Origin of the sequence: Frankia sp. CcI49, assembly GCF_001983215.1 — a bacterium.
Lineage (GTDB): Bacteria > Actinomycetota > Actinomycetes > Frankiales > Frankiaceae > Parafrankia > Parafrankia irregularis.
On sequence record NZ_MOWP01000050.1, the window covers coordinates 11,935 to 34,798 of the forward strand.

The window sequence follows — 22,864 nt, forward strand, 5'->3', positions numbered from 1 at the left end:
CCCCGCTGTACCCCGCGATGCCCCGGACAGGAGCCGGACAGGAGCCGGACAGGAGCCGGTCAGGAGACAGGTATGCCGGTGCTGGGGATCGGACCGGGCCGCGCGCCGCCGTCGACCGGTTCGTCCGGCCGCGTGGGCTCTTCCCCCGGCGTGGGCTGCTCGGGCTGCTCAGGCCGAGCGGGTTCGTCCGGCTGCGCAGTGGTTTCTCCGACGACGCTGCCCCCGCGCCTGACCAGCCTGACCAGGCAGAGGCCGGCGGCGACCGCCGCCGCTCCGAGAAACGGAAACGCGGGTGGGACGTAGCGATAGTCGAAACCGGCGGTGGCGGGCGGTAACAGCAGAGTCAGGGTGGCCAGGCCGCTGAGGAGCAGGAGCGGGGCGGCAAGCGACCGGACCCGGAGAAACGCGCAGGCCGTCCCGACCAGACCGAGGACGAGCAGCAGGCCCAGGGCGGGCGCGGGCAGCGCCGCATGACGCTGGTAGGTCACCAGCCAGCCGGCCATCGGCTCGTGCGCGGTCGTCGCGAACTCGCCGTGCTCATAGGCTCGCAGGTCCGCCGCCTCGCGGTCCTTGCGCGTCATCGACGGGGTCGGGGAGCCGAAAAGGTACCGCTCGGCGACCGAACGGCTGGGGTAGTCCTCCAGCCGGGACTCGAACGTCCGCATGAAATCCCGCCCGACCACATCCAGGTAGTCCAGCGGCTGGGCGAGAACGGCGTGGACGGCGAAATCCCGGGCGAGCTCCTCCTTCGCCGGGTCGAAGATGGGGCCAGGGATGCCGGCCAGCGGGCTGTCACCATGCCAGATGTAGTCCGACGGGGGATTTCGCTGGTCGGTCGGCTCGGTGGGGCATAACGGCCGGAGCTCGGCGGGAGGCTTCATCACGGCACAGTCGGCAAAGGTGGCGGTCCGGCTGTAGAGGAAGACACCGGTGCTACCCGAGGTCGCGAAACTCCCGTGCTCGGCCCGATGCCAGGAGCAGTAGGCGAGCACCGGCACGGCGAGCGTCAGCCCGAACGCGGCCATGCTTTTCCACGCAGGTCGTCGGGCGAGCAGCCAGATCGTGGCGGCCAGGGCGAGCGGAAGGCCCACCGACCGAGTCACCGCCGCCAGTGCCAGCGCGATCCCCGCCACCGCCGCGGCCGGCACGCTGATCGATCGCTGCCAGAGCAGGCAGAGCACCGCCGTCACCAGGAGCGCGGTGAAGACCGTCTCCGAGAGCACCAGATGCTCGAGCTCGATCTGATAGGCGTCCAGCAGTTGGGGAGCGGCCCCGATCGCCGCGGCCCAGGCGGGCGCGCCCAGCCTGAGCAGGAGCGCATAGACCGCGACGCCGACCGCGAGGCCAAGGGCATGTTGGAGGAGAACCACCAGCTCGAAGCTGTGAAAGGGCTCGAGGGCGCGGAGGAAGAAGCTGTAACCCGACGGCCGGACCACATAGGGCTCCGGGCGCAGTGCGCCTGCCACGTATTCGTAGCTGTCGTTGAACCAGAGCGCCGGGCGACACCCCGTCACCGCGGCGAGCCGGACTGCCGTCGCGGCCACCAGTAAGACGAGAAACGAAAAATGCCCCCGGACGGCGCGCACGTTCCACAACCCTGCGAAGCGCCCGCGGAGACCGGGCATATTCCGTCGCCGGCTTCGCCCTTCGGTATCCCTCACCATGCACCGTGGGATGGAAAAGGCTCGCTGTTCCCGCCGACCACGAGGGCGGTTGGAGAGGTGGCACCGGTTACAGCTGGGTTCGAACGTGACCGGTCGGTGAGCCGCGGAGCGCGTGAAAGCAGGCCGACCATCAGGCAGTCCCTTATGGGTACGGTCGCGTGGCCTCTCGCCGCAGAACAGCCGGCCTCAGGTCCCGAATGGCGGAGTATTCGACCGAGGCGCGATCGAACACCGGGAACATATCGGTGTGCCGTTCCCTGCGCAAGCGAGGGAACGTGTGCCATTTTGCCGATGTAGGTAACGGGCCGTATAGGGGCGGCGGGAGGCTTTGCCGGGGCGATCCATCCGGGCTGGTCTGCTGCGGATGGTCGCTGACCTGCATATGTCTACCTGTGAGTGGGCTGTGCGGCCCGTCCAGTGCAATGGGCGAGATTAACGGAGAGCTACGAGTTGAATGGCATGTGATGGTGATCACAATTTTTGGTAAGGTTTGGTGCCGCCTGCCGGTGTGGGGTGGCGGGACCTTCCGGAAAAGCGGGGGGTCGAGGTCGACCACCAACGTGAGCTTCATCCCGTGGGTATCGGTAGACGTGCATGTCACGTCGTCGCCTCCATGCCCGAAAGGGCGGCACATGCGGCTGGCTGGTCGCGGTGACCGCGAACGTTTCCCCGGTGGTTACGCCACGTGTCATGAGCGTGACGATGGGCCAGCTGGCCTACTGACTGCTGACCTGCGCTGCGCTGAACTGCTGAACTGCTGAACTGCTGTCCGTTCGTCGGTTGGTCGGCGTGCGGCCGTTATGGTCGGGGCGGGTCCCCGAGCACGAGGAGAACAGAGCGCCCGTGACTGTCGCCCGCTCCGTCGCCCTGTTCGTCGTCGCCGCGCTGTTCGAGATCGGTGGTGCCTGGCTCGTGTGGCAGGGGACCCGCGAGCACCGTGGCCTGCTGTGGGTGGGTGCCGGTGTCATCGCGCTCGGGCTCTACGGGTTCGTTGCCACGCTGCAGCCGGACGGCGAGTTCGGCCGCATCCTCGCCGCCTACGGAGGGATCTTCGTCGCCGGCTCGATCGGGTGGGGGATCGTCGCTGACGGCTACCGCCCGGACCGTTTTGATCTCGCCGGTGCCGCCGTCTGCCTGGTCGGTATGGCGATCATCATGTACGCGCCGCGCGGCGGCTGAGTGCGGTGGCCCGGTTGGGAGAGTCCGAAGAGTGAAGGATTTCGGTCCTCCTGACGACCGAAATCCTCACTTCTTGCTGGTCGTCAGGTGACTCTGCGCACCCTCCGCCCTCCTTGTGGCGAACTGCTGGCGCTGTGCGGCGGTATGGGCCACACCGGTGACCGGGTGGGTGCGCGACGAACTTGCTTACCTTCGTTGGGTGCCCACCTCCTCACGTTCAACCGATATTCTTGGGCTGGGCCGGTGACCACAAACACATTTCGGGCCGACACAGCTTTGTCAAAGGTTCGCCATCGAGAGCACACAGAATCGAAAACTAGCGTGACGACCGTCGCGGGATGGAAAGGCCGGTCCTTGAATAACGGGACGATTCGGCGCCATCGGCGACATGATTTCCGGCAGTCGGTCGGAATTCGTTCCAGACAATGGAGGTCTGAAGTCGATGCGAGTTTCGATGAATGTGCGCCGTAGCATTGCCGTCGCGATGGCCGGCTCGGCGGCCGCCGTCTCCCTTGCGCTGCCGGCGAGCGCCGCCACGACGGCGCTCCCGGCCAAGGCGGCCGTGACCGCGCAGGCCGCACCGGTCAAGGCCAACGTCCGGCTCGACATCACCATCGCGCAGAGCGCCGTGCCGGCCGGCGCCCGGGCGATTCTGGTCAAGAACGTGACCACCGGCGCCAACGTGGGCGTCTACACGCTGAACCAGAAGACCGCCACTCACATCGTGGTGACGGTTCCGGTCGGCACCACGCTGGACGTCTCCGCACTGAGCGCGGTGAACGCGAAGAAGCCGGCCAACCTCGGCACGGTTCGAGTGGTCGTGGGCGGGAAGGGTTCGACGGTGTCCGGCAACAGCGTCACCATCACCTTCCGGAAGGGCGTCAAGCCGGTCGCCGCTCCGAGCGCGCAGCTCAGGAACCTGGGCGCGAAGATCAGCGTGCGCTGACCGCTGCCCACCACGCCGCCGGGCCCGGCCTCCAGGAGGGGGGAGCCGGGCCCGGCGGCCGGCATCTCCGCAGACGCCGGCCGGGCCTGCTCATCGTGCGCCGAGCGCCCGACCGCCCGACCGCCCGAGCGCCCGACCGCCCGACCGCTCGTCCGGCTGAGCTGCCTGCTGCGCGACGCCGCCACCGTGGAGACCATCAGGACTGGTGAGAGCGCTGAAAGCCCGGGAGCGAGGACGTCAGGCGGTGCTGCCGGCCCGCCACCCGCGCCTCCCGGCTCCGTTCGCCGCGCGCCCGGCTCTGCTCCGTCGAGGAGCCGGCATCCGGGCTGCCCGAGGCGTCAGAACGTGGCCGGAGCGTTGAACCCGGTGAGGCTCGCCGCGGCGACGGCGGCATCCTCGCCGTCGAGCGAGCGCCAGAAGTCCGGGCCTGGTACGGCCTCGACGACCATCCGGCGGCCACCATCCCAGCCCGCGTCGAAGGCGAGGCGCCAGGCGTGCAGGAAGGTGCGGGTCGTCGGCGCGCGCTCGAAGAGCGGATCTCCCTCGATGGGATGCCCGACCCAGGCGAGGTGGACGCGGATCTGATGCCGCCGGCCGCTGACCGGATGCGCCGCGACCAACGTGTGCTCGGTGCCCTCCCACAGCCGCGCGAGGTGGGTGACCGACGGATAGGTCCGCACGTGCGGGAACGTCTTGGCCGCCGGCACCGTCCACAGCCAGGGGGCGGACTCGGGGCCGGGTGCCGCCGCGGCTGTGCTGGCCCCGGCGGTGTCGGCCCCGGCGGTGTCGGCCGGGCCGGCGTCCGCCGTGACGGTGACGATGTCGGCGCGGTTGGCGGCGATCCGCACCCGGTTCTTGCGGCCGACGCTGAGCGGCAGGTCGATCGTCGCCGAGGCTGGGATGCCATGGGTACGGGTCAGCGCGAGGTAGGTCTTGTCCACCGTGCGCCGGTTGAACTGCCGGGTGAGGTCGCCGTGGTGGCGCAGCTGCTTGGCGAACAGGACGACGCCCGAGGTGACCTTGTCGATGCGGTGGGCGGGGAACAGCTCCTCGCCGGCCTCCCGGGCCATGGACACCAGATCCGTGTCGTGGCGCTCACCCATGACGGCCACACCGACCGGCTTGTCCAGCGCGAGCACGGCCTCGTCCTCGAAGATCTTGTGCTCCTCCCGGATCGTTGTCCACTCCGTCACGCGACCGCCCATCCCCACAGTGCTGATGCTCACAATTCAAGTATTCGCCACACGGCAACTCGGCGAACGGGAACCTGCTGGAAGGAGGAGTTCCACTCTGACTGGCATGGGCTGCCGATGTTTCCCGAGCGAGCGGAGGGCTGGGCGACTACGCCGAGCATGGAGCTGGAGTGGGGCCGGGCCCGACACTCCGGGCCGACTGCGCGTGACCTGATGTCGGAAATCGTTGGCCGATTCGTGTAGTAAGCGCAGTACCAGCTAGTTCGCCCGTAGCGGCAGAAGGGACCATCATGACTGCCGGCTCCCGCCAAGCAGACGACTCGTCACCTTCGGTGAGTGCTTCGCGTGCGCCGGGGTTGACCGCCTCGGTGCCCTACCAGCCGGTGGCGTCGTCCGCGGAGATCGAGGGACGGGCGCCTGCCACCAGGCCGAGCCGCATCCCGACGGCGGGTGCCCGCAACGCTGCCGGCGACGCCGCGCCGTCGATGGATGCCGCGCCGTCGACCGAGGCCGTGCCCTCGATCGAGGTCGTTCCCTCGGCCGAGGTCGTGGCGCCCGCCGAGAGCGTCGACTGGTTCGTGGCCGGCGAGAACGAGAACGTCGGCCCGCCGATGGCCCGGCCCCGGGCGGCCGCCGGCGCGCTCTTCTTCGACGAGGAGGGCCGCGTGTTGCTGGTGGAACCCTCCTACAAGCCCGGGTGGGACATTCCCGGGGGGTTCATCGAGCCCGGTGAATCGCCGTACGCGGCCTGCGTCCGCGAGGTCGAGGAGGAGATCGGCATTGTGCCGCCGATCGGTTCACTGCTCGTGGTGGACTGGGCCTCGGACGAGCACACCGGGGACATGCTGCTTTTCGTCTTTGACGGAGGTCTGCTTCCGTCCGACTGGCGGGAGCGGATCCGGCTGGACATGAACGAGATCATCAACTGCGCCTTCACGCCGCTGTCGGACGTGGGGGAGAAGCTTCCCGTCCTGCATGCGCGCCGGGTGCGGGCGGCGGCCGGTCTGCGGGCGGGGCACGGCGGAGCCGGCTATCTCGAACACGGCTATCTGACGCCCGCTGCACCTGCGGTCTCCTCGGCTCCGGCGGGTGCCGCGCAGCGCACCGAAGCGACCGACTGAGCGGATCTCGGCGGGCCGTCGAGTCGAGCGGACGCCGTCCGCACGCCGCCCGGGTGCTTTCGGGGAGACTGAGCCGTTTCCATTCGGTGCGTGCGGAGGGGCGGGCTCGATGGGAAGACGTCTTGCGGCGGGAGTCGCCGCCGCGCTGGTCGCCGCGGTCCTGATCGCGGCCTGCGGGCCCGACCGTGCCAGCCGGCACGGCAAGGGTGGTCAGGGCAGCGGGAACGGCGAGGGCGTCGCCGGCGGTCTCACCCAGGTGCGCCTGCAGTTGCAGTGGTTCACCCAGGCGCAGTTCGCCGGGTACATCGCGGCCCGGGACAAGGGCTTCTACACGGATGTCGGCCTGGCCGTCGAGATCCTCCAGGGCGGTACCGAGATCGTTCCGCAGACGGTGCTGGCCGAAGGCAGGGCCGACTTCGCGGTGGCCTGGGTCCCCAAGGCCCTCGCCTCACGGGAGCAGGGTGCCCGGATCACCGAGGTCGGCCAGATCTTCCAACGCTCGGGAAGCTGGCAGGTGAGCTTCGCCGACACGGGGATCGAGAAACCGGCGGACCTGCGCGGCCGCCGTGTCGGGACCTGGGGTTTCGGTAACGAGTACGAGCTGTTCGCCGGTATCACCGGTGCCGGCCTCGACCCGGGGGCGGACGTCACCCTGGTGCAGCAGGATTTCGACGTGAAGGCGTTGCTCTCCGGTGCCATCGATGCCGGCGCGGCGATGAGCTACAACGAGTACGCGCAGATTCTCGAGGCGGTGAACCCGAAGACCGGCAGGCTTTACACCTCCCGGGATCTCAGCGTCATCGACTGGAACGAGGTCGGCACGGCCATGCTGCAGGACGCCGTCTGGGCCTCCACCTCGCGGCTGGAAAGCGACGCCGCCTACCGTCTGACGACCACGAGATTCCTGGAAGCCTCGATGCGCGGCTGGGCGTACTGCCGGGACAACGCCGAGGAATGCCGGGACCTGGTCGTCGCGGCCGGCTCCCAGCTTGGCGCGAGCCATCAGCTGTGGCAGATGAACGAGGTCAACAAGCTCATCTGGCCGTCGCCGGAGGGAATAGGCGTCGTCGACGAGGCGGCCTGGGCGCGCACGGTCGAGATCGCCCGCGGCACCCGCAACGCGCACGGGCAGACGGTCCTGCGTGGTGACCCGGTCGGGCTGGCCTACACCAACGAGTTCACCCAGGCCGCGTTGGCGAACCTGCGCGCCGCCGACGTCGATGTGACCGGCGAGAGCTTCGAGCCGGTCGAGGTGCCACTGAACCCCGGCGGCGCCTGACCCGCCGGGCCCAGCCAGGCCTGGTTGACCCGCGCGGTCCGCCTGATCCGCCTGATCCGCCTGATCCGCCTGATCCGCGTGGTCCGCCTGATCCGCGCGGTCCGCTGATCCGCACGGTCCGCTGATCCGCGTGGGTCAACCAGGCGGTTGTCAGCCGCGGTCGAGCAGTGTGGCGTTCACCGACGGCATGCTCGCCCAGTCGGACGACGCCACGCTCGCGTGCAGGCCCGCAACCTGCGTCACCCGTGCCTGGGCGGCGGCGAGGTCACCGGCGGCGACGGCCGGTGCGATGGTCTGGACGTCTGTCATGACCAGCAGGTAGTGGTTGGTGTCGTACCAGGAGGTGTCGACGCTGCCGCCGGCGTACGTGCTCGCGTCGCCGTCGAACAACACGAACCAGGGCCGCAGTGTCGTGTCGGAGTAGCGCGAGCGCGGATCGCCGGCCTGGGCGTTGTGCACGACCGGGAAGATCTGTGCCTTGCCGAGGGTGCCGGCGGCCTTGAGACCGTTGAGGTACTGGGCGTATTCGACGTCCGTGCGCAGGGTGTCGGTCGGGTTCGCCTCCTCGACCGTCCCCGGGATCACGTCGATGATGACCTTGCCGGTCAGCTGGGCACGGGTCGGCCAGGCGTTCGCCTTCGCGGCGTCGTCCAGGCTGGCGTAGGAGCCGAGCAGGTCTGCGGGCTTGAACACGGCGGATCCCAGATGTGCCGCGATCGCTGCGTCGAGCTGGGCCGGGCCCTGGTTCGTCCGGGCGCTGAAACCGGTCTTCAGCTCCAGCTTGAGAATCAGCGGCCCGGCGTCCGGGTGCGCGCCCAGCCACAGCCGGATGTCGTCGAGGCAGTACTCCAGGTTCTTGTTGGTACCCCCGGTGTAAAGCCCCGCGGCGGTCGTGGCAGCCACGCAGTTGTTCGAGTTCCCCAGCGGGTTGGAGTGGCTGACCTTCCACTCCCGGGTGATGATGTTCGGCCAGACATCCAGCTCGATCAGCCCTGGGCGCAGATCGAGCGCCTGCGCGAGATAGGTGAAGGTGCTCGGGTCGTAGGTGTTGTGGATACCGACCGTGGTGGTCTGCGAAACACGGCTACCGGAACCCGCGGCGAAGGCCGGTGCCATTCCGGCGAACACTGCGACGATCACGGCGAGTGCCGCCACGGCACCTCGGGTCAGGGATCTGCGCACGATTACCTCCCAGGGCAGGCCGGCGTCGTGCCGGCTGTGCGGAGGTAATCCAAGTCGATCAGGATGAACGCGCCCGAACCATGCGGCCAAGCGCGGCGCATTGTGCGGTGTCGATTCCGTGTGCGGTGTGGATTCCGGCCGCCGTGCACCGCGCGCTCCGCGGGCGTTCATCGCTCGCGCCCTGACCATCCGATCGGGACGTCTACTCCCCGATCGGGACGTCTACTCCGAGGGGAGCCCGCCTCTCCGCGGGACCGCTTCGGAGGGCCGTGCGACCGGTGGCCCGTCCGTTCTGCTGACCGTCCGAACACCTCGGCCCAGGGTGGCCCGGGACGGGTCCTTCTCCCGGGCGCGTCGCGGTGGAGCGCTGTCAACCTGTGTGGTCCCAAGTGGGCTCTGTAGGGGGGAGGGAGGCAGGATGGACGAAGAACTACAGGGCGAGTTCCGGGCGTATTTCACCGCGCGGCTTCCGGAGCTGCTGCGGCTGGCATATCTGCTGACCGGCGAGCCGGCCGAGGCGGAGGACCTGGCGCAGACAGCGCTGGCCCGGACTCTGGTGGCCTGGCGGCGGGTCCGCGAAAGCGACTCCCCGGACGCCTACGTGCGCCGCATTCTGGTGAACGCCAATCGGCGCCGCTTCCGGCGCCGCGTTCCCGAGTCGCCGATGGCGGCCGTGCCGGAGCAGGAGGCCAGGTCCTCCGCCGCCGAACTGGCGGCGGTCGAGGACAGGGCCGGGCTCGCTCGGGCGCTCGCCGTGTTACCGGCCCGGCAACGCGCCGTCGTCGTGCTGCGTTACTGCGAGGACCTGCCGGAGGCGCGGGTCGCGGAGATTCTCGGCTGCTCCACCGGAACGGTGAAGACGCACGCCTCCCGGGGGCTCGCGCGCCTGCGCGCGGATCCGTCTCTGGCCGCGGCGGCAGCCAGCTGGGTCCCGGCAGCCGGCGGTGCGTCCGGTGCGTCCGGTGCGGTCGCGGGGAGCGCGGAGTCGAACGGTGGGGGCTGGGCCGAGACGAGACCGGCGGATGGAGGCGGGGCCGATCGGGCTCAGCCCAGCAGTCTCGAAGTCGGGCAACCCGACGAGGTACGAGGGGGTGCCGCATGACCACCGACGAGCAGATCGCCGGACATCTTCGTGACCTGGCGCAGGCGGTGACCGTCGCACCGTCGGGCGACCTGTGGCCCGCGGTGCGCGGCAGGCTTCCCCGGGAGYGGTTCCGCCGGGTCGCTCGCTGGGCCGCGCCCGCGGTGGCGTGCGCCGTCGCCGTGGCGGCGGTCGCCGCCGGGCTGACCTTGGGCGGAGGCCAGTCACGGGCGTCGATCACCCCGGCCGACCTGCAGGGAAGTCCCGCGGTGACCCGCCTGCAGTCGATGACCTTCACCGACGCCGAGGAGACACGGGTCGTGTCCGCGTGCCGGCAGACCTATTCGTCGACGGAGGGCCAGCCGGCGCCGCGGGTGGAGGATCTGCGGGTGTGGGCGGGGGCGCGGGACTCACTCGGCGCGAGCATCGTCCTGACTGACGGCTCGATGTTCGTGGAATGCGATGTTCCAGCGGATTCGTCCGGTGGGCTCTTCTACGGCCTGGCCGGCCTGTTCGACCAGACCGCTGAACCGAAGATTGTGAGCCCCGACCTCACGTTGACCAGTTTTCTGTCAACCCATCCTGTGGGCGGTGGGCTGACTGCGGACGGGCTGGAAAACAATTCCCAGGTCACCGTCAGCGTGGCACAGGTCTCCGCGCGGGTCAGCCGGGTCACCGCGACGGTCTCCGACCGGGTGATCGAGGTTCCCGTCAAGGACGGCCGGGCCGTGATCAGGGTTTCGGCGGAAATGCCGCCCGCCCTGAAGGAGCTGGAGGACAAGGTTGTCTGGCCGGAACCAGAATTGGAAGCAGGTGCGGAGCCCGACGAGGCTGAGCTGAGCGCCCAGTACGACACGCCTGAGATGAAGGCGTGGGAGAAGTCATGGGAGGGGTGGATTATCGGGAATCTCGCGGTGATCCGTGCCTACGACAGCGACGGCAGGGTTCTGGGTACCTGGGACGAGCATTCACAGCTCGGCCCGGAGATCAGCCCGGCACCGAGCTGATCCGCGGCGCGCCCGGTCTCTCGGCCAGGCGCGCTCCGGCGAGCGTCAGCCAGTGACCGGGCCGCGCGATGGCGTGGGCCCGGTCACCGGCCAGGTCGACGAGCGCGAGCGCGTCGCGCACGGCCGCGGGCACCGGCCCGTCGATCTGGCCCGCGACGAGCAGCACGGGAACACCGGCCGCCTGCGCCATCGTGACCACTCCGCCGACGACCTTGCCGCCCAGCGACGTCCGGTCGAACCGTCCCTCCCCGGTGATCACCAGGTCGGCCTCGGCCAGCGCGGCCGGCAGCCCGGTGTGCTCGGCGATGCTGCGGGCACCGGGCACGAGTGTCGCTCCGAGGGCGGCGGCCAGACCGTAGGCCGTGCCACCGGCCGCCCCGGTGCCGGGCTGCTCGGCGAGAACGGAGCCAGCGCTGCCCGACCCGACGCTGCCCGACCCGACGCTGCCCGACCCGACGCTGCCCGACCCGACACCGGCTGACCCGGAGGTGCCCTGGCCGGCAGCGCCGAGGCCTGGCATGAGTTCGGCCAGCCGGGCGAGGCCGGTCTCCAACCGGTCGATCTCGGCGGGCCCGGCGCCCTTCTGCGGCCCGAAGACCGCCGCCGCCCCGAGGGGGCCGAGCAGCGGCGCCGTGACGTCGACCAGGCAGTGGATGCCCTCCGGCGGCCCGGGCCGCAGGTCGTGCAGGTCGACGGCCGCGAGGTCGGCCAGCGCTCCGCCGCCCGGCGCAAGTGGCTGCCCGGCGGCGTTCAGGAAGCGGGCTCCGAGGGCAGCCAGCAGGCCGGTCCCCCCGTCGGTGGACGCCGATCCGCCGAGCGCCACCAGAACTCTGCGGGCACCACTGTCCAGGGCCGCCCCCACCAGCTCTCCGAGGCCGAAGGTGTGCGCGTTGAGCGGGTCCGGTGCGCTCATCAGCGGCAGGCCGCTGGCCTGGGCCAGCTCGACGAGCGCTGATCCGTCGGGGAGCTCCAGCCACGCGGCGCCGGTGGCGGGACGCCCGTCCGGCCCGGTGACGTCCAGCTCGTGGCGGCGTGTGCCCGGCACGGCGGCGGCGAAGCTGTCCAGTGTTCCCTCGCCGCCGTCGGCGATCGGGATGGTCACCACGACGTCGTCCGGGCGGGTCGCCGACCACCCGGAAGCCAGGGCTGCCGCGGCCTCGGTCGCCGAGACCGATCCCTTGAACGAATCGGGCGCGATCACCACGCGCAGTGGACGTCCGGGGACCCGGACGGGCCCTGGAACGGGAGCGGACATCGGAACCCCTGTCCTCGCGTCGTCGCCTCGTAGCCTCCTCGCGTCGTCGTCGTCTCATCGCGTCGTCGCTGACGGGCGGCCTGTCACCGACCGTATCGGGCCGCCCGCGAGCCCTGAGGGCGGCTGGCCGGAAACGACCACGCCCGGCCGGTGGCCCGCTGTGGGGCTGCCGGCCGGGCGTCGAGCTCCAGCGGTCGATCGTCAGCGGTCGATGACCGCGTGGCTCAGTGGGTCCGCTCGGACTCCGCCGGTTCGTGCGGCTGCGCCGGCACACCGTCGCGGAAGTCGCCGGCCGGAACCGGCACCTGGTGGGCTTCGGCGAGATCGTCGGAGGTCTCGACCGAGACCCGCGGCAGGACCCGGTCCAGACCACGCGGCAGCCACCAGTTCGCGCGCCCGAACAGGTGCATGAGCGCCGGCACCAGAATCGTGCGGATCACGAAGGCGTCGATGGCGATGGCGAGGGCCAGGCCAAGCCCGAAGAGCTTGATCACTCGTTCGTCACCCAGGATGAACGCGGCGAACACCAGGGTCATGATGGCGCCCGCGGCGGAGATCACCCGGCCGGTCTCGGCCTGGCCGAGCGACACCGCGATGCGGTTGTCCCGCCTGGCGGTCCACTCCTCATGCATGCGGCTGACCAGGAAGACCTCGTAGTCCATGGACAGGCCGAACAGGATCGCGAACAGCATGACCGGCAGGAACGCCTCGATCGGCCCGGGGCTGAGGCCGAACAGGTCGGACAGCCAGCCCCACTGGAACACCGCCACCACCGCACCGAACGCGGCACCGACTGCCAGCAGGTTCATCACCGAGGCCGTCAGGGGGATGAGCAGGCTGCGGAAGACCACGACCAGCAGGATGAACGCGAGGACCACGACGATCCCGATGAACAGGGGCAGCTTGTCCGACAGGACGCCGGCGAAGTCCTCGAAGATCGCGGTGATCCCGCCGACGTACACCGGCGCGGCGGCGCCCGCGGTCGCGGTCGGGAGGACGTCGTCGCGTAGGCGGTCGAGCAGCTCGGCCGTCTCCGGCGACTGCGGGCTCGACGTCGGGTAGAGGGTGGCGATCGCCGCCCGGCCGTTCGGGCTCTGCCGTGGCTCGGTCACGGAGGCGACGCCGGGGGTGTCGCGTGCCGCGGCGACCGCCTGGTTCAGCGCCTGCAGGCCCGCGCCGGAGGAAAGGTCGGTGACCAGGGAGAACGGCCCGTTGAAGCCGGGGCCGAAGCCTTCGGCGAGCAGGTCGTAGCCACGCTTCGTGGTCTTGTCCTCCGAACCGTTGCCCAGGTCGGACGAACCGAGCCGCAGTGAGAAGAACGGGATCGCGATCACGGCGATCGCGACGGCACTGAGCACGGCGAGGATGGCCGGGCGGCGTTCGACGCCCTTGGCCCACCGCCACCAGAAGCCGGACGGCGCCTCCGGCTCGGGGCCGTGCTGGGCGATCCGGCGGCGTTCGCGGCGGCTCAGCACCTTCTGCCCGTAGAAGCCGAGCAGCGCTGGCAGCAGGGTGACCGACGACAGCATGGTCATCGCGACCGTCAACGCCGCGGCGAGCGCGACACCGTAGAGGAAGGTCACGCCGAGGGCGAACAGGCCGAGCAGGGCGATGCAGACCGTCGCGCCGGCGAAGAGAACGGCGCGGCCGGAGGTGTTGACCGCGTTGACCGCGGCCTCCTCGGGGGAGCGCCCGGCCCGCAGGCCGATGCGGTGGCGGTTCACGATGAACAGCGCGTAGTCGATGCCGACGCCCAGGCCGATCAGCGTCGCCAGCATGGTGCTGAACTCGGCCACCGAGGTCAGGTGGGAGACCTGGATGATGAGGCTGAGGCCCACGCCGAGCGCGGCCAGCGCGGTGATCAGCGGCAGCGTGACCGCGAGCAGTGAACCGAACGCGACGAACAGAATGATCGCCGCCGCGATGATGCCGATGAGCTCGGTGGAGCTGGTCGTCTGCTCGGTGTTGGCGACGACCTGCCCGGTCGCCTCGACCTGGAGCGCGCCCTTGTCGTAGCCGCGGGCGGTGTCGACGACGTGCTCGATGTCGGAGATCTGCAGCTCGTTGCCGGGCAGGTCGAGGGCGATGGTGGCGAACGCGGTGGTGCCGGCCTCGTTGATCTGGCCCTTGCCGTCGGCGCTGAACGGGCTGATCACCTCGGCGACGTGCGGCAGCTTGGCGAGCTGCCCCATCATGTCGGTGACCTGCGCCTTGATCGCTGGGTCGGTCAGCGTGCCGGTACGGGCGTGCAGGACGACGGTCGCGCTGTCGCCCGACTGCGCCGGGAAGTCACGTTCGAGGATGTCGATTGCCTTCTGGGAGTCCGTCCCAGGCAGGGAGAAGGTGTCCTTGTAGTCGTCGCCCGTGGCCCGGCCGAGCGCTGCCAGCCCGACAAGAGCCGCGACCCAAAGGCCCAGGACGAGCCAGCGGTGCTGGAAGCACCAGCGAGCGAGCTTTGCCATCGTTTCCCCTCGGAGGTGCTGGTTGGTCGTCTGTCGCTGTCCGTGACCTGCTGACGGCCCAACTGATCGGCACTGATCGACGCCACCACCGGTGACCGTGGTGCCGCCGGCAGGCCTCCCGCCAGGCGCTTCGCTTACCGATCGCTCAATTTGCTTACCGATCGTTCAGTAAGTGAGTGCAAGAGTAGCATTCGCGGCTGACCGTCCTGTGGGGGTGAGTGCTGGTGGTCATAGGACGCACGCGCGCGCAGGGAGCCGACACCCGCACGCGGATCCTCGAGGCGGCCGTGCAGCTCTTCGTGGAACGAGGGTATGCGGGCACCTCGGTCCGTGACATCGCTGAACGACTCGGCGTGACGAAGGCCGCGCTCTACTATCACTTCTCGTCCAAGGAGATGATTCTCGAAGCGCTGATTTCGCCCTTCGAGTCCGGGTTCGCACAGTTGGTCGAGTTGGCCCGTCGTGACCCTCCGCCGCCACCGCGGGCGATCCTCGAGGCACTCACGTCACTGCTGGTGGAGACCGGTGCCGTCCTCTGCGCCTTCGCGAACGATCCCTCGGTGCTGCACCATCGGATCGGCAAGGAGGACATCATTTCCCAGTACGAGCTGATCATCCGTGCTCTTGCCGGGCCGCGGCCCACGGTGGCCCGGATCATGCGGGCCCGCTGCGCGGTCGGCTGTGTCCAGAGCGGCGTAATGGGCGATGCGATGGGCCGCGCGCGCTGGCGGAATGTTGCCGCGAGCGACGAAACCGAGGCGAGCGAATCCGAGGCGAGCGAATCCGAGGCCGGCGGAGCATCGCCTGTCGGATCAGCGTCAGTCGGATCGGCGTCGGTCGGGGTGACGGCCGGCGGATCGACGGCGGCGGCCGGGCGGCCCGGCGGCGGTGCCGCGCACCCGGCTGACGGCGGTCGGTACGGCACGGCTGGCGGCGGGCATCGCGGCGCGGCCGACCGCGGTGGCACGGCGACCTGGATCACCACCACTCGCGTGGGGAGTCCAACGGGCATTCGGAGCCTGACCGGATTTACTGGAGACAGCGGTGCGGATGGCACCGCCGACGCGGTGGCACCGGAGATCTCGCTGGGCACCGCCGCGGCGGCGGGTGTCGGGGCGGCCGACGATGCTCGCCCGGCGTACCCGGCGGTGGGTGCTGATGCGACCGCCGCGGGTGACTGCGCGTCGGCGGCTGCCGGCACGCTGTCTCCGTTCGCGCCGCTGTTGTCCGAAGAACTTCAGCGTCTGATCGTGGAGGCCGCCCTTGCCGCGCTCGGACCAGAGCAGGCCGTGGAGCCGTTGGCGCAGTAGCCGCTGGTATAGCAGCCGTTGGCCCGACGATGGTTGGCGCAGTGGCGGCTGGCGTAGTGGGGGGCTGTGTCCGGGTGGCCCGCCGAGGGACTGCCCGGTACCGGGTTGTGCGGTGTGAGCCCGTCCGTCCCCCGACTGGCCGGCGCCCTGGGCGCCGCCGCCGCGACGGTGTTCGTCGCGGCCTGTAGTGGCATTGCGGGTTCCGGAGGAAATGCGGGTTCGGGTGATGGTGCGACTGTCACCGTCCGGGTTCGCGGCCTGACTATCGTGGCCGAGGTTGCCGACAGTGACACCGAGCGGCGCCGAGGCCTGATGTATCGGACCGACCTTCCTCCGGGGCGCGGGATGATCTTCGAATTTGCCGGTGAGACGACGTCCGGCTTCTACATGTTCCGCACGTTGCTGCCCCTTTCGATCATGTTTGTCCGGGACGGTAGGGTTGTCGGCGTGCGGGAGATGACGCCGTGCCCGAGTGATGATCCGTCGAGCTGTCCCGTCTACTACCCGGATGGGGCATACACCCATGCGGTGGAGGCGCCGGCGCGCACCTTCGCCGAGGTCGTCGCCGGTGATCCGGTGGCGATTGGTTCGGACTGACGGCAGGGTGTAGCCGATGGTCGGCAGGTGCGGTGACTCGCGCGGGCGTGAGCTACGTCTCGATGTCCGGTAGATGTCAATGTTGTGTCATTCCGTTCGGAAAACACGAAGGCAATTCCGCTGAAGCTTCGGCGGGGTGAATACGGATCTGGTCCTCCGTTCGCCTCACCGAATGTGTGGTAAGGGAGCAGGGTCCGATGTCGTACATCTGACGATGGACGACCTGGCCTCTGGACGATGAAATGGTGGAGCCGCTCGAAGCGAGCCGGCGGTGGGCGGGAGTGCAGGTCTGATCCCGTCGCACGTGGAACGCCGATGGTGGAGGGCGACATAAACGGAAGCAGTAGGTGACGTGAAACCTGTGCCGGAACGGGACCACGGGGGGGACCGTGTGACCCGAGGTGGTGGGCCGTGATCGTTCGGCCTCGCGCGGCTGCCCGCGAAGGGAGCCTGCCTGTCGCGTCCAGCGGCGCGCGAACCGCCTCGACGGGCGGATGGCCGCCACGCACTGCCGTGGTGACCGGAGCCAGCTCCGGTATCGGTCGGGAGGCGGCCCTCCTGCTCGCTGATCAGAACTGTCGTTCGCTGTTGGTGGGCCGCAATGGCGCGGCTCTTGACGAGGTCGCCGCGGCGACGCAGGGCCACCGGATCGCGGTGGACCTGGCGCGCCCCGGTGGCGAGGTCGCGGTGGCATCCCGTGCCGCGGAGCTGCTCGGCGAGGTGGATCTGCTGATCTGCTCGGCGGGTCTCGGCGCGGCCGGGCCGTTCGACGTGATGCCTCCGTCAACCATCAATGATCTCATCGCGGTCAACGTCCTGGCCCCGATGTTGCTCGTCCGGGCCATGCTGCCGGCGATGCTGGAGCGGGGCCAGGGTCGAATCCTGCTGGTCGGCAGCGTCGCGGGCGCGTTGGGCGTTCGTGGCGAGGTCGCGTACTCGGCTTCGAAGGCCGCGATGGTGGGGTTCGCCGACGCGCTTCGCTCCGAAGTCGCAGGACGTGGCATTAGCGTTACGTTGTGTTTACCGGGAGCTGTGGACACCCCCTTCTTCCACCGGCGTGGTGCACCGTACGTGCGCCGGTGGCCGCGTCCCATCCCTGCGGGTCTGGTGGCGCAGCGGATGCTCGCCGGCACCGGCCGGGGAGACGCCGAAGTGTGGGTGCCCCGATGGCTGTCCGCCGCCGCGCGCGTTCACGGCGCGGCTCCGTCGCTGTACCGCCGCCTGGCCGGTGTCTTCGGATGAGTTCCGGATCCGACCGCCGGCCCGGGAGGTGAGTGCGCGCAGCGGACTACTCCAGTGAGTCTTTTCCATCTCACGGCGAACGGCCAGGGATGTCGCGGGCCCGAGTCGGCGATGGGAAGGGCTCAGTCGTCACCGGTGGCAGCACCGGTGACGAGGTGGCTGCGGGGGGCACGGCCTGATCGGCGGTGTCCCCGGCCGTGCCAGGCAGTGAACGTGCGGCACGGCGCTTGTGATCCCATGGCGTGACGTCCGGGCGGTCCCACCGCCGCCTGGGCGTCACGCACCGCCTGCCCCTGACCGACCTGACCCCTGCTGACCGGATGGCCCGGACGTTGCCCACGACCAGGCCAACCAGTGCCGGACCGGCGCCTGCCGCGGTGGGCCCGGCGGAGATCTGGCCAGCACCCCTCCGGCCAGCGGTAGCGGTTCCGGCGATCTGGCACGCACCATGACCGGCACCATCGCGRTCGGCGACGCATCGCGCTCGCCCGGCCGGACGACGCACAGGACGCACACCGCACCGCGCACCCGGAGCGCGCAGCGCCACGTTAAGGAGAGGCGTATGACCGCAATCGACGCCCGAACCGGCCCACCGCGTCCGTCTGCCCCTCTCGGCGCGACCGACCTGACCACACCCACCGACCAGGTGCTGCTGGCCGCGTCCGCGGAGAACTTCCCGGTTGCGTCGAGGCTGCTTCCGGCACGCCTGCGGGAGCACCTGAACGCCCTCTACGTCTTCGGGCGGCTTGTCGACGACATCGGCGACGAAGCCCCCGGCGACCGCCTGGCACTGCTGGACGAGCTCGGCGAGGACCTCGAGCTGATCTGGTCGGGCGGGCAGCCGAGGCTGCCGGTGCACCAGACGCTCGCTCGGACCGTGCGGGCCTGTGACCTGCCCGCCGAGCCGTTCCGCCGGCTCGTGCAGGCGAACCGGCAGGACCAGGTGGTCACCCGCTACGACACCTACGACGACCTGGTGCGTTACTGCACGCTCTCGGCTGATCCGATCGGCCGGATGGTCCTCGGTGTCTTCGGCCTGGCGACCCCGGCCCGGGTCGCGCTGTCGGACCGGATCTGCACCGCGCTGCAGCTGGCCGAGCACTTCCAGGACGTGGCGGAGGATCTCGCCGCCGGCCGGATCTACGTGCCGCTGGAGGACCTGGAGGCCTTCGGGGTGACCGAGGCCGACCTGGCGGCGCCGAGCGCGTCGCCGGCGGTGCGGCACCTGATGGCGTTCGAGGTGGCTCGGGCCAGGACCCTGCTCGACTCGGGCGCACCGCTGGTGGGTCTGGTCGGGGGCCGGCTGCGGCTGGCGATGGCCGGCTTCGTCGGCGGCGGCCGGGCCGCCCTCGACGCCATCCGGCGCGCCGACTACGACATGCTCGGCGGCGCGCCGAAGGCTCCCAAGCCCCGGGTCGCGGCCTTCGCCGCGACCGCGTGGGCGCGTTGGTGGCTGCCCGGCGCGGCAGCCACCGCCAGGGCTGCCGGGAACGCGGCCACCGAGGTCACCGGGCCAGGGGCCACCAGGCTCGGCGTCGCCCGGGCCGGTGGGGCCGCTCCCGGTGCCGCCGGGCCCGGTGCCACCAGGCCAGCAGTCACCGGATCGGGTGAGGTCACCGGAACGGACAGCATGGGTGCTCCGGCGTCCGCCGTAACAGATGTTGACGGCACCGAGGGGGTCAGATGAGCGCGGGTGCACCGGGCAGTTCCACAGTTGCCGAGGCCTACGCCTCCTGCGAGGCACTGACGCGGGAGGCGGCGCGGAACTTCAGCTACGGCATCCGCCTGCTGCCCGCGGAGAAGCGCGGCGCGCTGTCGGCGGTCTACGCCCTCGCCCGCCGGCTCGACGACATCGGTGACGGCGATCTGCCGGCCGAGGAGAAGCTCGCCGGCCTGGCGAAGGTGCGCGCCGACATCCGCGCGCTGGACACGAACAGCTCCGACCCGGTGATGGTCGCCCTCGCGGACACCGCGCGGCGCTTCCCCATCCCGATCGAGGCCTTCATCGAGCTCACGGACGGCGTCGAGAGCGACGTCCATGGCGCGACGTACGAGACGTTCGAGGACATGGTCGGCTACTGCCGCCTGGTCGCGGGCACGATCGGCCGGCTTTCGCTGGGCATCTTCGGCGTGGAGGGCTCGGCCGGTGACGCCCGGGCGGCCGAGATCGCCGACGCCCTCGGCGTGGCGCTGMAGCAGACCAACATCCTGCGCGATGTTCGCGAGGACCTGCTCAACGGGCGGATCTACCTGCCGTCGACCGAGCTGGAGAAGGCCGGTGTCACGCTGACGGTGGACGCCGCCGGGCGGCTCGGGGCCCCGGAGGACGCGCTGGTGGACTATCTGCGCGACTGTGCGGTCCGGGCCGACGAGTGGTACACGCGTGGCCTGGCCCTGCTCGGCCTGCTGGACCGCCGCAGCGCGGCCTGCTGCGGCGCGATGGCCGGCATCTACCTGCGGCTGAACCGGCGCATCCGGCAGGACCCGACCGCGGTCCTGGAACGCCGGCTGTCGCTGCCCGGCTGGGAGAAGGCCGTCGTGGCGGCACGAAGCCTCGCGGGCCGATCGGAAGCCAGGGCGGCATGAGCGCACAGGGGGACACGCCACCGGCCCACTGGTCGGAGGGCGCGGGCTCGCTCGGCGCCCACGCCGGCACCGAGCAGGGCCGGTCGGAGGGGCAGGGCCGGTCCGCGGGGCAGAGCCGGTCCGCGGGGCAGAGCCGGGACGCGGGGCGGGGCCGGGTCGTCGTCATCGGCGGCGGGCTCGCCGGTATCGCGGCGGCGCTGGTCGCCGCGGACGAGGGCGCCCGGCCGGTGCTGCTGGAGGGCCGGCCGCGCCTGGGCGGCCAGACCACGTCGTTCCAGCGCAAGTTCCAGGACGGCTCGCTGTGGATCGACACCGGCCAGCACGTCTTCATGCGGTGCTGCACCGCCTATCGCGGGCTGCTGGCCCGGCTCGGCGTCACCCACCTGACCACCCTGCAGCAGCGGCTGGACGTCGAGGTGCTGATCGCGGGCTCGCTGACCCGGACCAGGCTGCGCCGGACCCGGGTGCCGCTGCCCGCGCCGCTGCACCTCGCGCCGGCGCTGCTGGGATACCGGGCGCTGCCGCTCGCCGACCGCCTCCGGGCCGCGCTGGCCGCGTTCCAGATCGGTCGGTTGAACCAGCGTGACCCGAAGGTGGACGGAGACTCGTTCGGCGGATGGCTTCAGCGGCACGGCCAGAGCGCCGCGGCCACCGAGGCGCTGTGGGAGCTGCTCACCGTCGCGACCCTGAACGCCCCGGCCGCCGAGGCGTCGCTTGGCCTGGCCGCCAAGGTGGTCCGCACCGGTCTGCTCGACGGGGCCGATGCGGGTGACCTGGGCTGGCCTGAAGCCCCGTTGCAGCAGCTCCACGGCGACGCGGCCGTGCGCGCGCTGACGGCCGCGGGCGGCACCGTGCGGACGGGCACCAAGGCCAGGGCCATCGTCCGCACCTCCACCGGCTGGGAGGTCACCCTCGACGGGGGAGAGGTCCTGCGGGCGGACGGGGTGGTGCTCGCCGTGCCGCCGCCGGCCGCCGCCGATCTGCTCCCGGAGGGCTCGGGCGTCGACCGGGACCGGCTGCGTGAGCTGGGTGTCTCGCCCATCATCAACATTCACATGATCTACGACCGGCCGGTGCTGGACAGTCCGATGCTCGCTGTGGTCGGCTCACCCATCCAGTGGATCTTCGACCGGACGGTCTCCTCCGGGCTGGCGAAGGTGGGGCCGCCCGGGGCGCAGTACCTGGCGCTGTCCCAGTCGGCGGCGCAGGAGTGGATCGACCAGCCCGCCAATGATCTGCGGGCGCTGTTCGTCGAGGAGATGCGCCGGCTGTTCCCGGCCGCGCGCGAGGCGGAGCTGCTCGAGGTCTTCGTGACCAGGGAACGCACCGCGACCTTCGACCAGGCGCCCGGCTCGCTGCGGTTGCGCCCGGATCAGGCGACCGCTCTGCCCGGGTTCGCGCTCGCGGGTACCTGGACGGACACCGGCTGGCCGGCGACCATGGAAGGTGCCGTGCGTAGCGGAATCGCTGCTGCCCGTGAGACGCTCGCCGGCATGGGGGTATCGGGGAGCACACTGCCCGCGGCCGATCACGTTCCGCCCACGGCGAGCAGTGAGCTGCAGGGCAGTGAGTCGCAGGGCGGCGAGTCGCACGACAGTGCGTCGCAGGGCGAGGTGCCGACCCAGTCCATGGCAGCAGCTGACTCGTCGACAGCACACACAGCGACGACCCAGAAAGTGACATCCAAGTCCACGGGGGGATTCCCGGTATGACCACAACGGTTCCGGAAGCGATCGAGCGCGGGCGCGCCCTGACGGTGCCCGCCTTGCGCGCCACGGTGGACCGGCTCCACCCCCGGCTGCGCCACGTCGTCGCCTACCACCGCGGCTGGGTTGACGCCGCAGGCGACCCGGTGCCCGGCAACGGCGGCAAGCTCGTCCGGCCCGCACTCGCCCTGCTCTCCGCCGAGGCCGCCGGTGCGCCGGCCGAGGTCGGCCTGCCGGCCGCGGTCGCGGTCGAGCTGGTGCACGACTTCTCGCTGCTGCACGACGACCTGATGGACGGCGACACCGAACGCCGCCACCGCGCCACGGCGTGGACGGTCTTCGGCGCCGACGGCGCGATCCTCGCCGGTGACGCGCTGCTCGGCCTGGCCACCCAGGTCCTGCTGGAGGTCGAGGGCGAACCGGGCCGCCGCGCCGCGGTCATCCTCGGCGCCGGCGTCCAGGACCTCGTCCGCGGGCAGGCGGAGGACCTCCTGTTCGAATCCCGCTCGGATGTCTCGGTGGCCGAGACGCTGCACATGGAGGACGGGAAGACCGGCGCGCTGCTCGCCTGCTCCGCCTCCCTCGGTGCGGTGCTCGCCGGTGCCCCCGGTGAGGTGGTGGACGGGCTGGCCGAGTACGGCTCCCGGCTCGGCACCGCGTTCCAGCTCATCGACGACCTGCTGGGCATCTGGGGCGACCCCGCGGTGACCGGCAAGCCGGTGCTGAACGACCTGCGTTCGCGCAAGAAGTCGGTGCCGGTCGTGGTGGCGCTGGAGGCCGGTGGAAACGATGCCGAAGAGCTTCGTGCCTTCCTCACCGGTGAGGGCGAGTCGTCCGAGGCCGAGCTGCAGCACATCGCCGCTCTCGTGGAGCGCGCCGGCGGCCGCGACTGGACGACGGCCGAGGCGGACCGTCAGCTCAAGGCGTGTGAGAACGCGCTGCGTTCGATCTCGATCCCGGCGTCGGCCGAGGCGGAGCTGCTGGCCATGGCGCGTTTCGTGACCGAACGAGATCGCTGAGGGGGAGCGAGGTGGCAGTACCCGCCCGCCGGTCG

The 22,864-nt window shown here is 70.8% G+C and carries 18 protein-coding genes; 13 read left to right on the plus strand and 5 right to left on the minus strand.

Annotated elements, in window-relative coordinates; translation table 11 throughout:
- Positions 1-59 precede the first annotated feature (59 nt).
- Positions 60-1,544: a hypothetical protein gene (locus tag CcI49_RS37620; RefSeq protein ID WP_235497554.1), complete on the minus strand. Its 1,485-nt coding sequence runs from the start codon at positions 1,542-1,544 to the stop codon at positions 60-62.
- A gap of 963 nt (positions 1,545-2,507) precedes the next feature.
- Here CcI49_RS37620 and CcI49_RS37625 point away from each other — a divergent pair.
- On the plus strand, positions 2,508-2,843 hold the full coding sequence (locus CcI49_RS37625; RefSeq protein WP_054564624.1) for a YnfA family protein: 336 nt from the start codon (positions 2,508-2,510) through the stop codon (positions 2,841-2,843).
- Between the two features lie 454 nt (positions 2,844-3,297).
- A complete protein-coding gene (locus tag CcI49_RS37630; protein WP_235497551.1) occupies positions 3,298-3,789 on the plus strand; it encodes a transcriptional regulator in 492 nt (163 codons plus the stop codon).
- A 338-nt stretch (positions 3,790-4,127) separates the two neighbouring features.
- Here the strand turns inward: CcI49_RS37630 and CcI49_RS37635 are convergent, their stop codons facing one another.
- Entirely contained in the window at positions 4,128-4,982 is an 855-nt protein-coding gene (locus CcI49_RS37635) for an RNA pseudouridine synthase (protein ID WP_063793007.1), read from the minus strand.
- 332 nt (positions 4,983-5,314) lie between these two features.
- Between CcI49_RS37635 and CcI49_RS37640 the strand changes: the two genes are divergently transcribed.
- Together CcI49_RS37640 and CcI49_RS37645 are read left to right on the plus strand one after the other, a co-directional pair.
- Complete coding sequence (locus CcI49_RS37640) at positions 5,315-6,103, plus strand: NUDIX hydrolase (protein WP_241840498.1); 789 nt, start codon at positions 5,315-5,317, stop codon at positions 6,101-6,103.
- Between the two features lie 109 nt (positions 6,104-6,212).
- Entirely contained in the window at positions 6,213-7,382 is a 1,170-nt protein-coding gene (locus tag CcI49_RS37645) for an ABC transporter substrate-binding protein (RefSeq protein ID WP_076834410.1), read from the plus strand.
- A gap of 150 nt (positions 7,383-7,532) precedes the next feature.
- On the opposite strand, the gene CcI49_RS37650 is transcribed toward CcI49_RS37645, so the two are convergent.
- Positions 7,533-8,498 (minus strand): phosphatidylinositol-specific phospholipase C domain-containing protein, encoded by a 966-nt coding sequence (locus CcI49_RS37650; protein WP_116437613.1) that lies wholly within the window; start codon positions 8,496-8,498, stop codon positions 7,533-7,535.
- Between the two features lie 484 nt (positions 8,499-8,982).
- Here CcI49_RS37650 and CcI49_RS37655 point away from each other — a divergent pair, with 484 nt between their 5' ends.
- The gene (locus tag CcI49_RS37655) at positions 8,983-9,666 is read left to right on the plus strand and encodes a SigE family RNA polymerase sigma factor (protein WP_054564618.1); all 684 of its coding nucleotides are present in this window, start codon (positions 8,983-8,985) and stop codon (positions 9,664-9,666) included.
- The gene (locus CcI49_RS37660; protein WP_076834412.1) at positions 9,663-10,652 is read left to right on the plus strand and encodes a hypothetical protein; all 990 of its coding nucleotides are present in this window, start codon (positions 9,663-9,665) and stop codon (positions 10,650-10,652) included. Before CcI49_RS37655 ends, CcI49_RS37660 begins: the two co-directional genes overlap by 4 nt.
- On the opposite strand, the gene CcI49_RS37665 is transcribed toward CcI49_RS37660, so the two are convergent.
- Entirely contained in the window at positions 10,633-11,907 is a 1,275-nt protein-coding gene (locus CcI49_RS37665; RefSeq protein WP_076834414.1) for a glycerate kinase, read from the minus strand. The two genes, CcI49_RS37660 and CcI49_RS37665, sit on opposite strands and share 20 nt — an antisense overlap.
- Before the next feature lie 224 nt (positions 11,908-12,131).
- The gene (locus CcI49_RS37670) at positions 12,132-14,369 is read right to left on the minus strand and encodes an MMPL family transporter (protein ID WP_076834416.1); all 2,238 of its coding nucleotides are present in this window, start codon (positions 14,367-14,369) and stop codon (positions 12,132-12,134) included.
- A 224-nt stretch (positions 14,370-14,593) separates the two neighbouring features.
- On the opposite strand from CcI49_RS37670, the gene CcI49_RS37675 reads away from it, so the two are divergent.
- The 7 genes from CcI49_RS37675 to CcI49_RS37705 all read left to right on the plus strand — a co-directional run bounded on the left by CcI49_RS37675 (position 14,594) and on the right by CcI49_RS37705 (position 22,829).
- Positions 14,594-15,679: a TetR/AcrR family transcriptional regulator gene (locus CcI49_RS37675; RefSeq protein ID WP_076834444.1), complete on the plus strand. Its 1,086-nt coding sequence runs from the start codon at positions 14,594-14,596 to the stop codon at positions 15,677-15,679.
- A gap of 114 nt (positions 15,680-15,793) precedes the next feature.
- Complete coding sequence (locus CcI49_RS37680) at positions 15,794-16,276, plus strand: DUF192 domain-containing protein (protein ID WP_235497548.1); 483 nt, start codon at positions 15,794-15,796, stop codon at positions 16,274-16,276.
- A 513-nt stretch (positions 16,277-16,789) separates the two neighbouring features.
- Positions 16,790-17,518: an SDR family NAD(P)-dependent oxidoreductase gene (locus tag CcI49_RS37685; RefSeq protein ID WP_054564613.1), complete on the plus strand. Its 729-nt coding sequence runs from the start codon at positions 16,790-16,792 to the stop codon at positions 17,516-17,518.
- Between the two features lie 562 nt (positions 17,519-18,080).
- Positions 18,081-19,205, plus strand: a complete 1,125-nt coding sequence (gene hpnC, locus CcI49_RS37690) for a squalene synthase HpnC (protein WP_076834446.1) — start codon at positions 18,081-18,083, stop codon at positions 19,203-19,205.
- Positions 19,202-20,104, plus strand: a complete 903-nt coding sequence (gene hpnD / locus CcI49_RS37695) for a presqualene diphosphate synthase HpnD (RefSeq protein ID WP_076834418.1) — start codon at positions 19,202-19,204, stop codon at positions 20,102-20,104. Before hpnC ends, hpnD begins: the two co-directional genes overlap by 4 nt.
- Positions 20,101-21,816: a hydroxysqualene dehydroxylase HpnE gene (gene hpnE, locus CcI49_RS37700; RefSeq protein ID WP_063792969.1), complete on the plus strand. Its 1,716-nt coding sequence runs from the start codon at positions 20,101-20,103 to the stop codon at positions 21,814-21,816. The genes hpnD and hpnE overlap by 4 nt, the downstream gene beginning before the upstream one ends.
- Entirely contained in the window at positions 21,813-22,829 is a 1,017-nt protein-coding gene (locus CcI49_RS37705) for a polyprenyl synthetase family protein (RefSeq protein WP_054564610.1), read from the plus strand. Before hpnE ends, CcI49_RS37705 begins: the two co-directional genes overlap by 4 nt.
- The last annotated feature ends 35 nt before the right edge of the window (positions 22,830-22,864 follow it).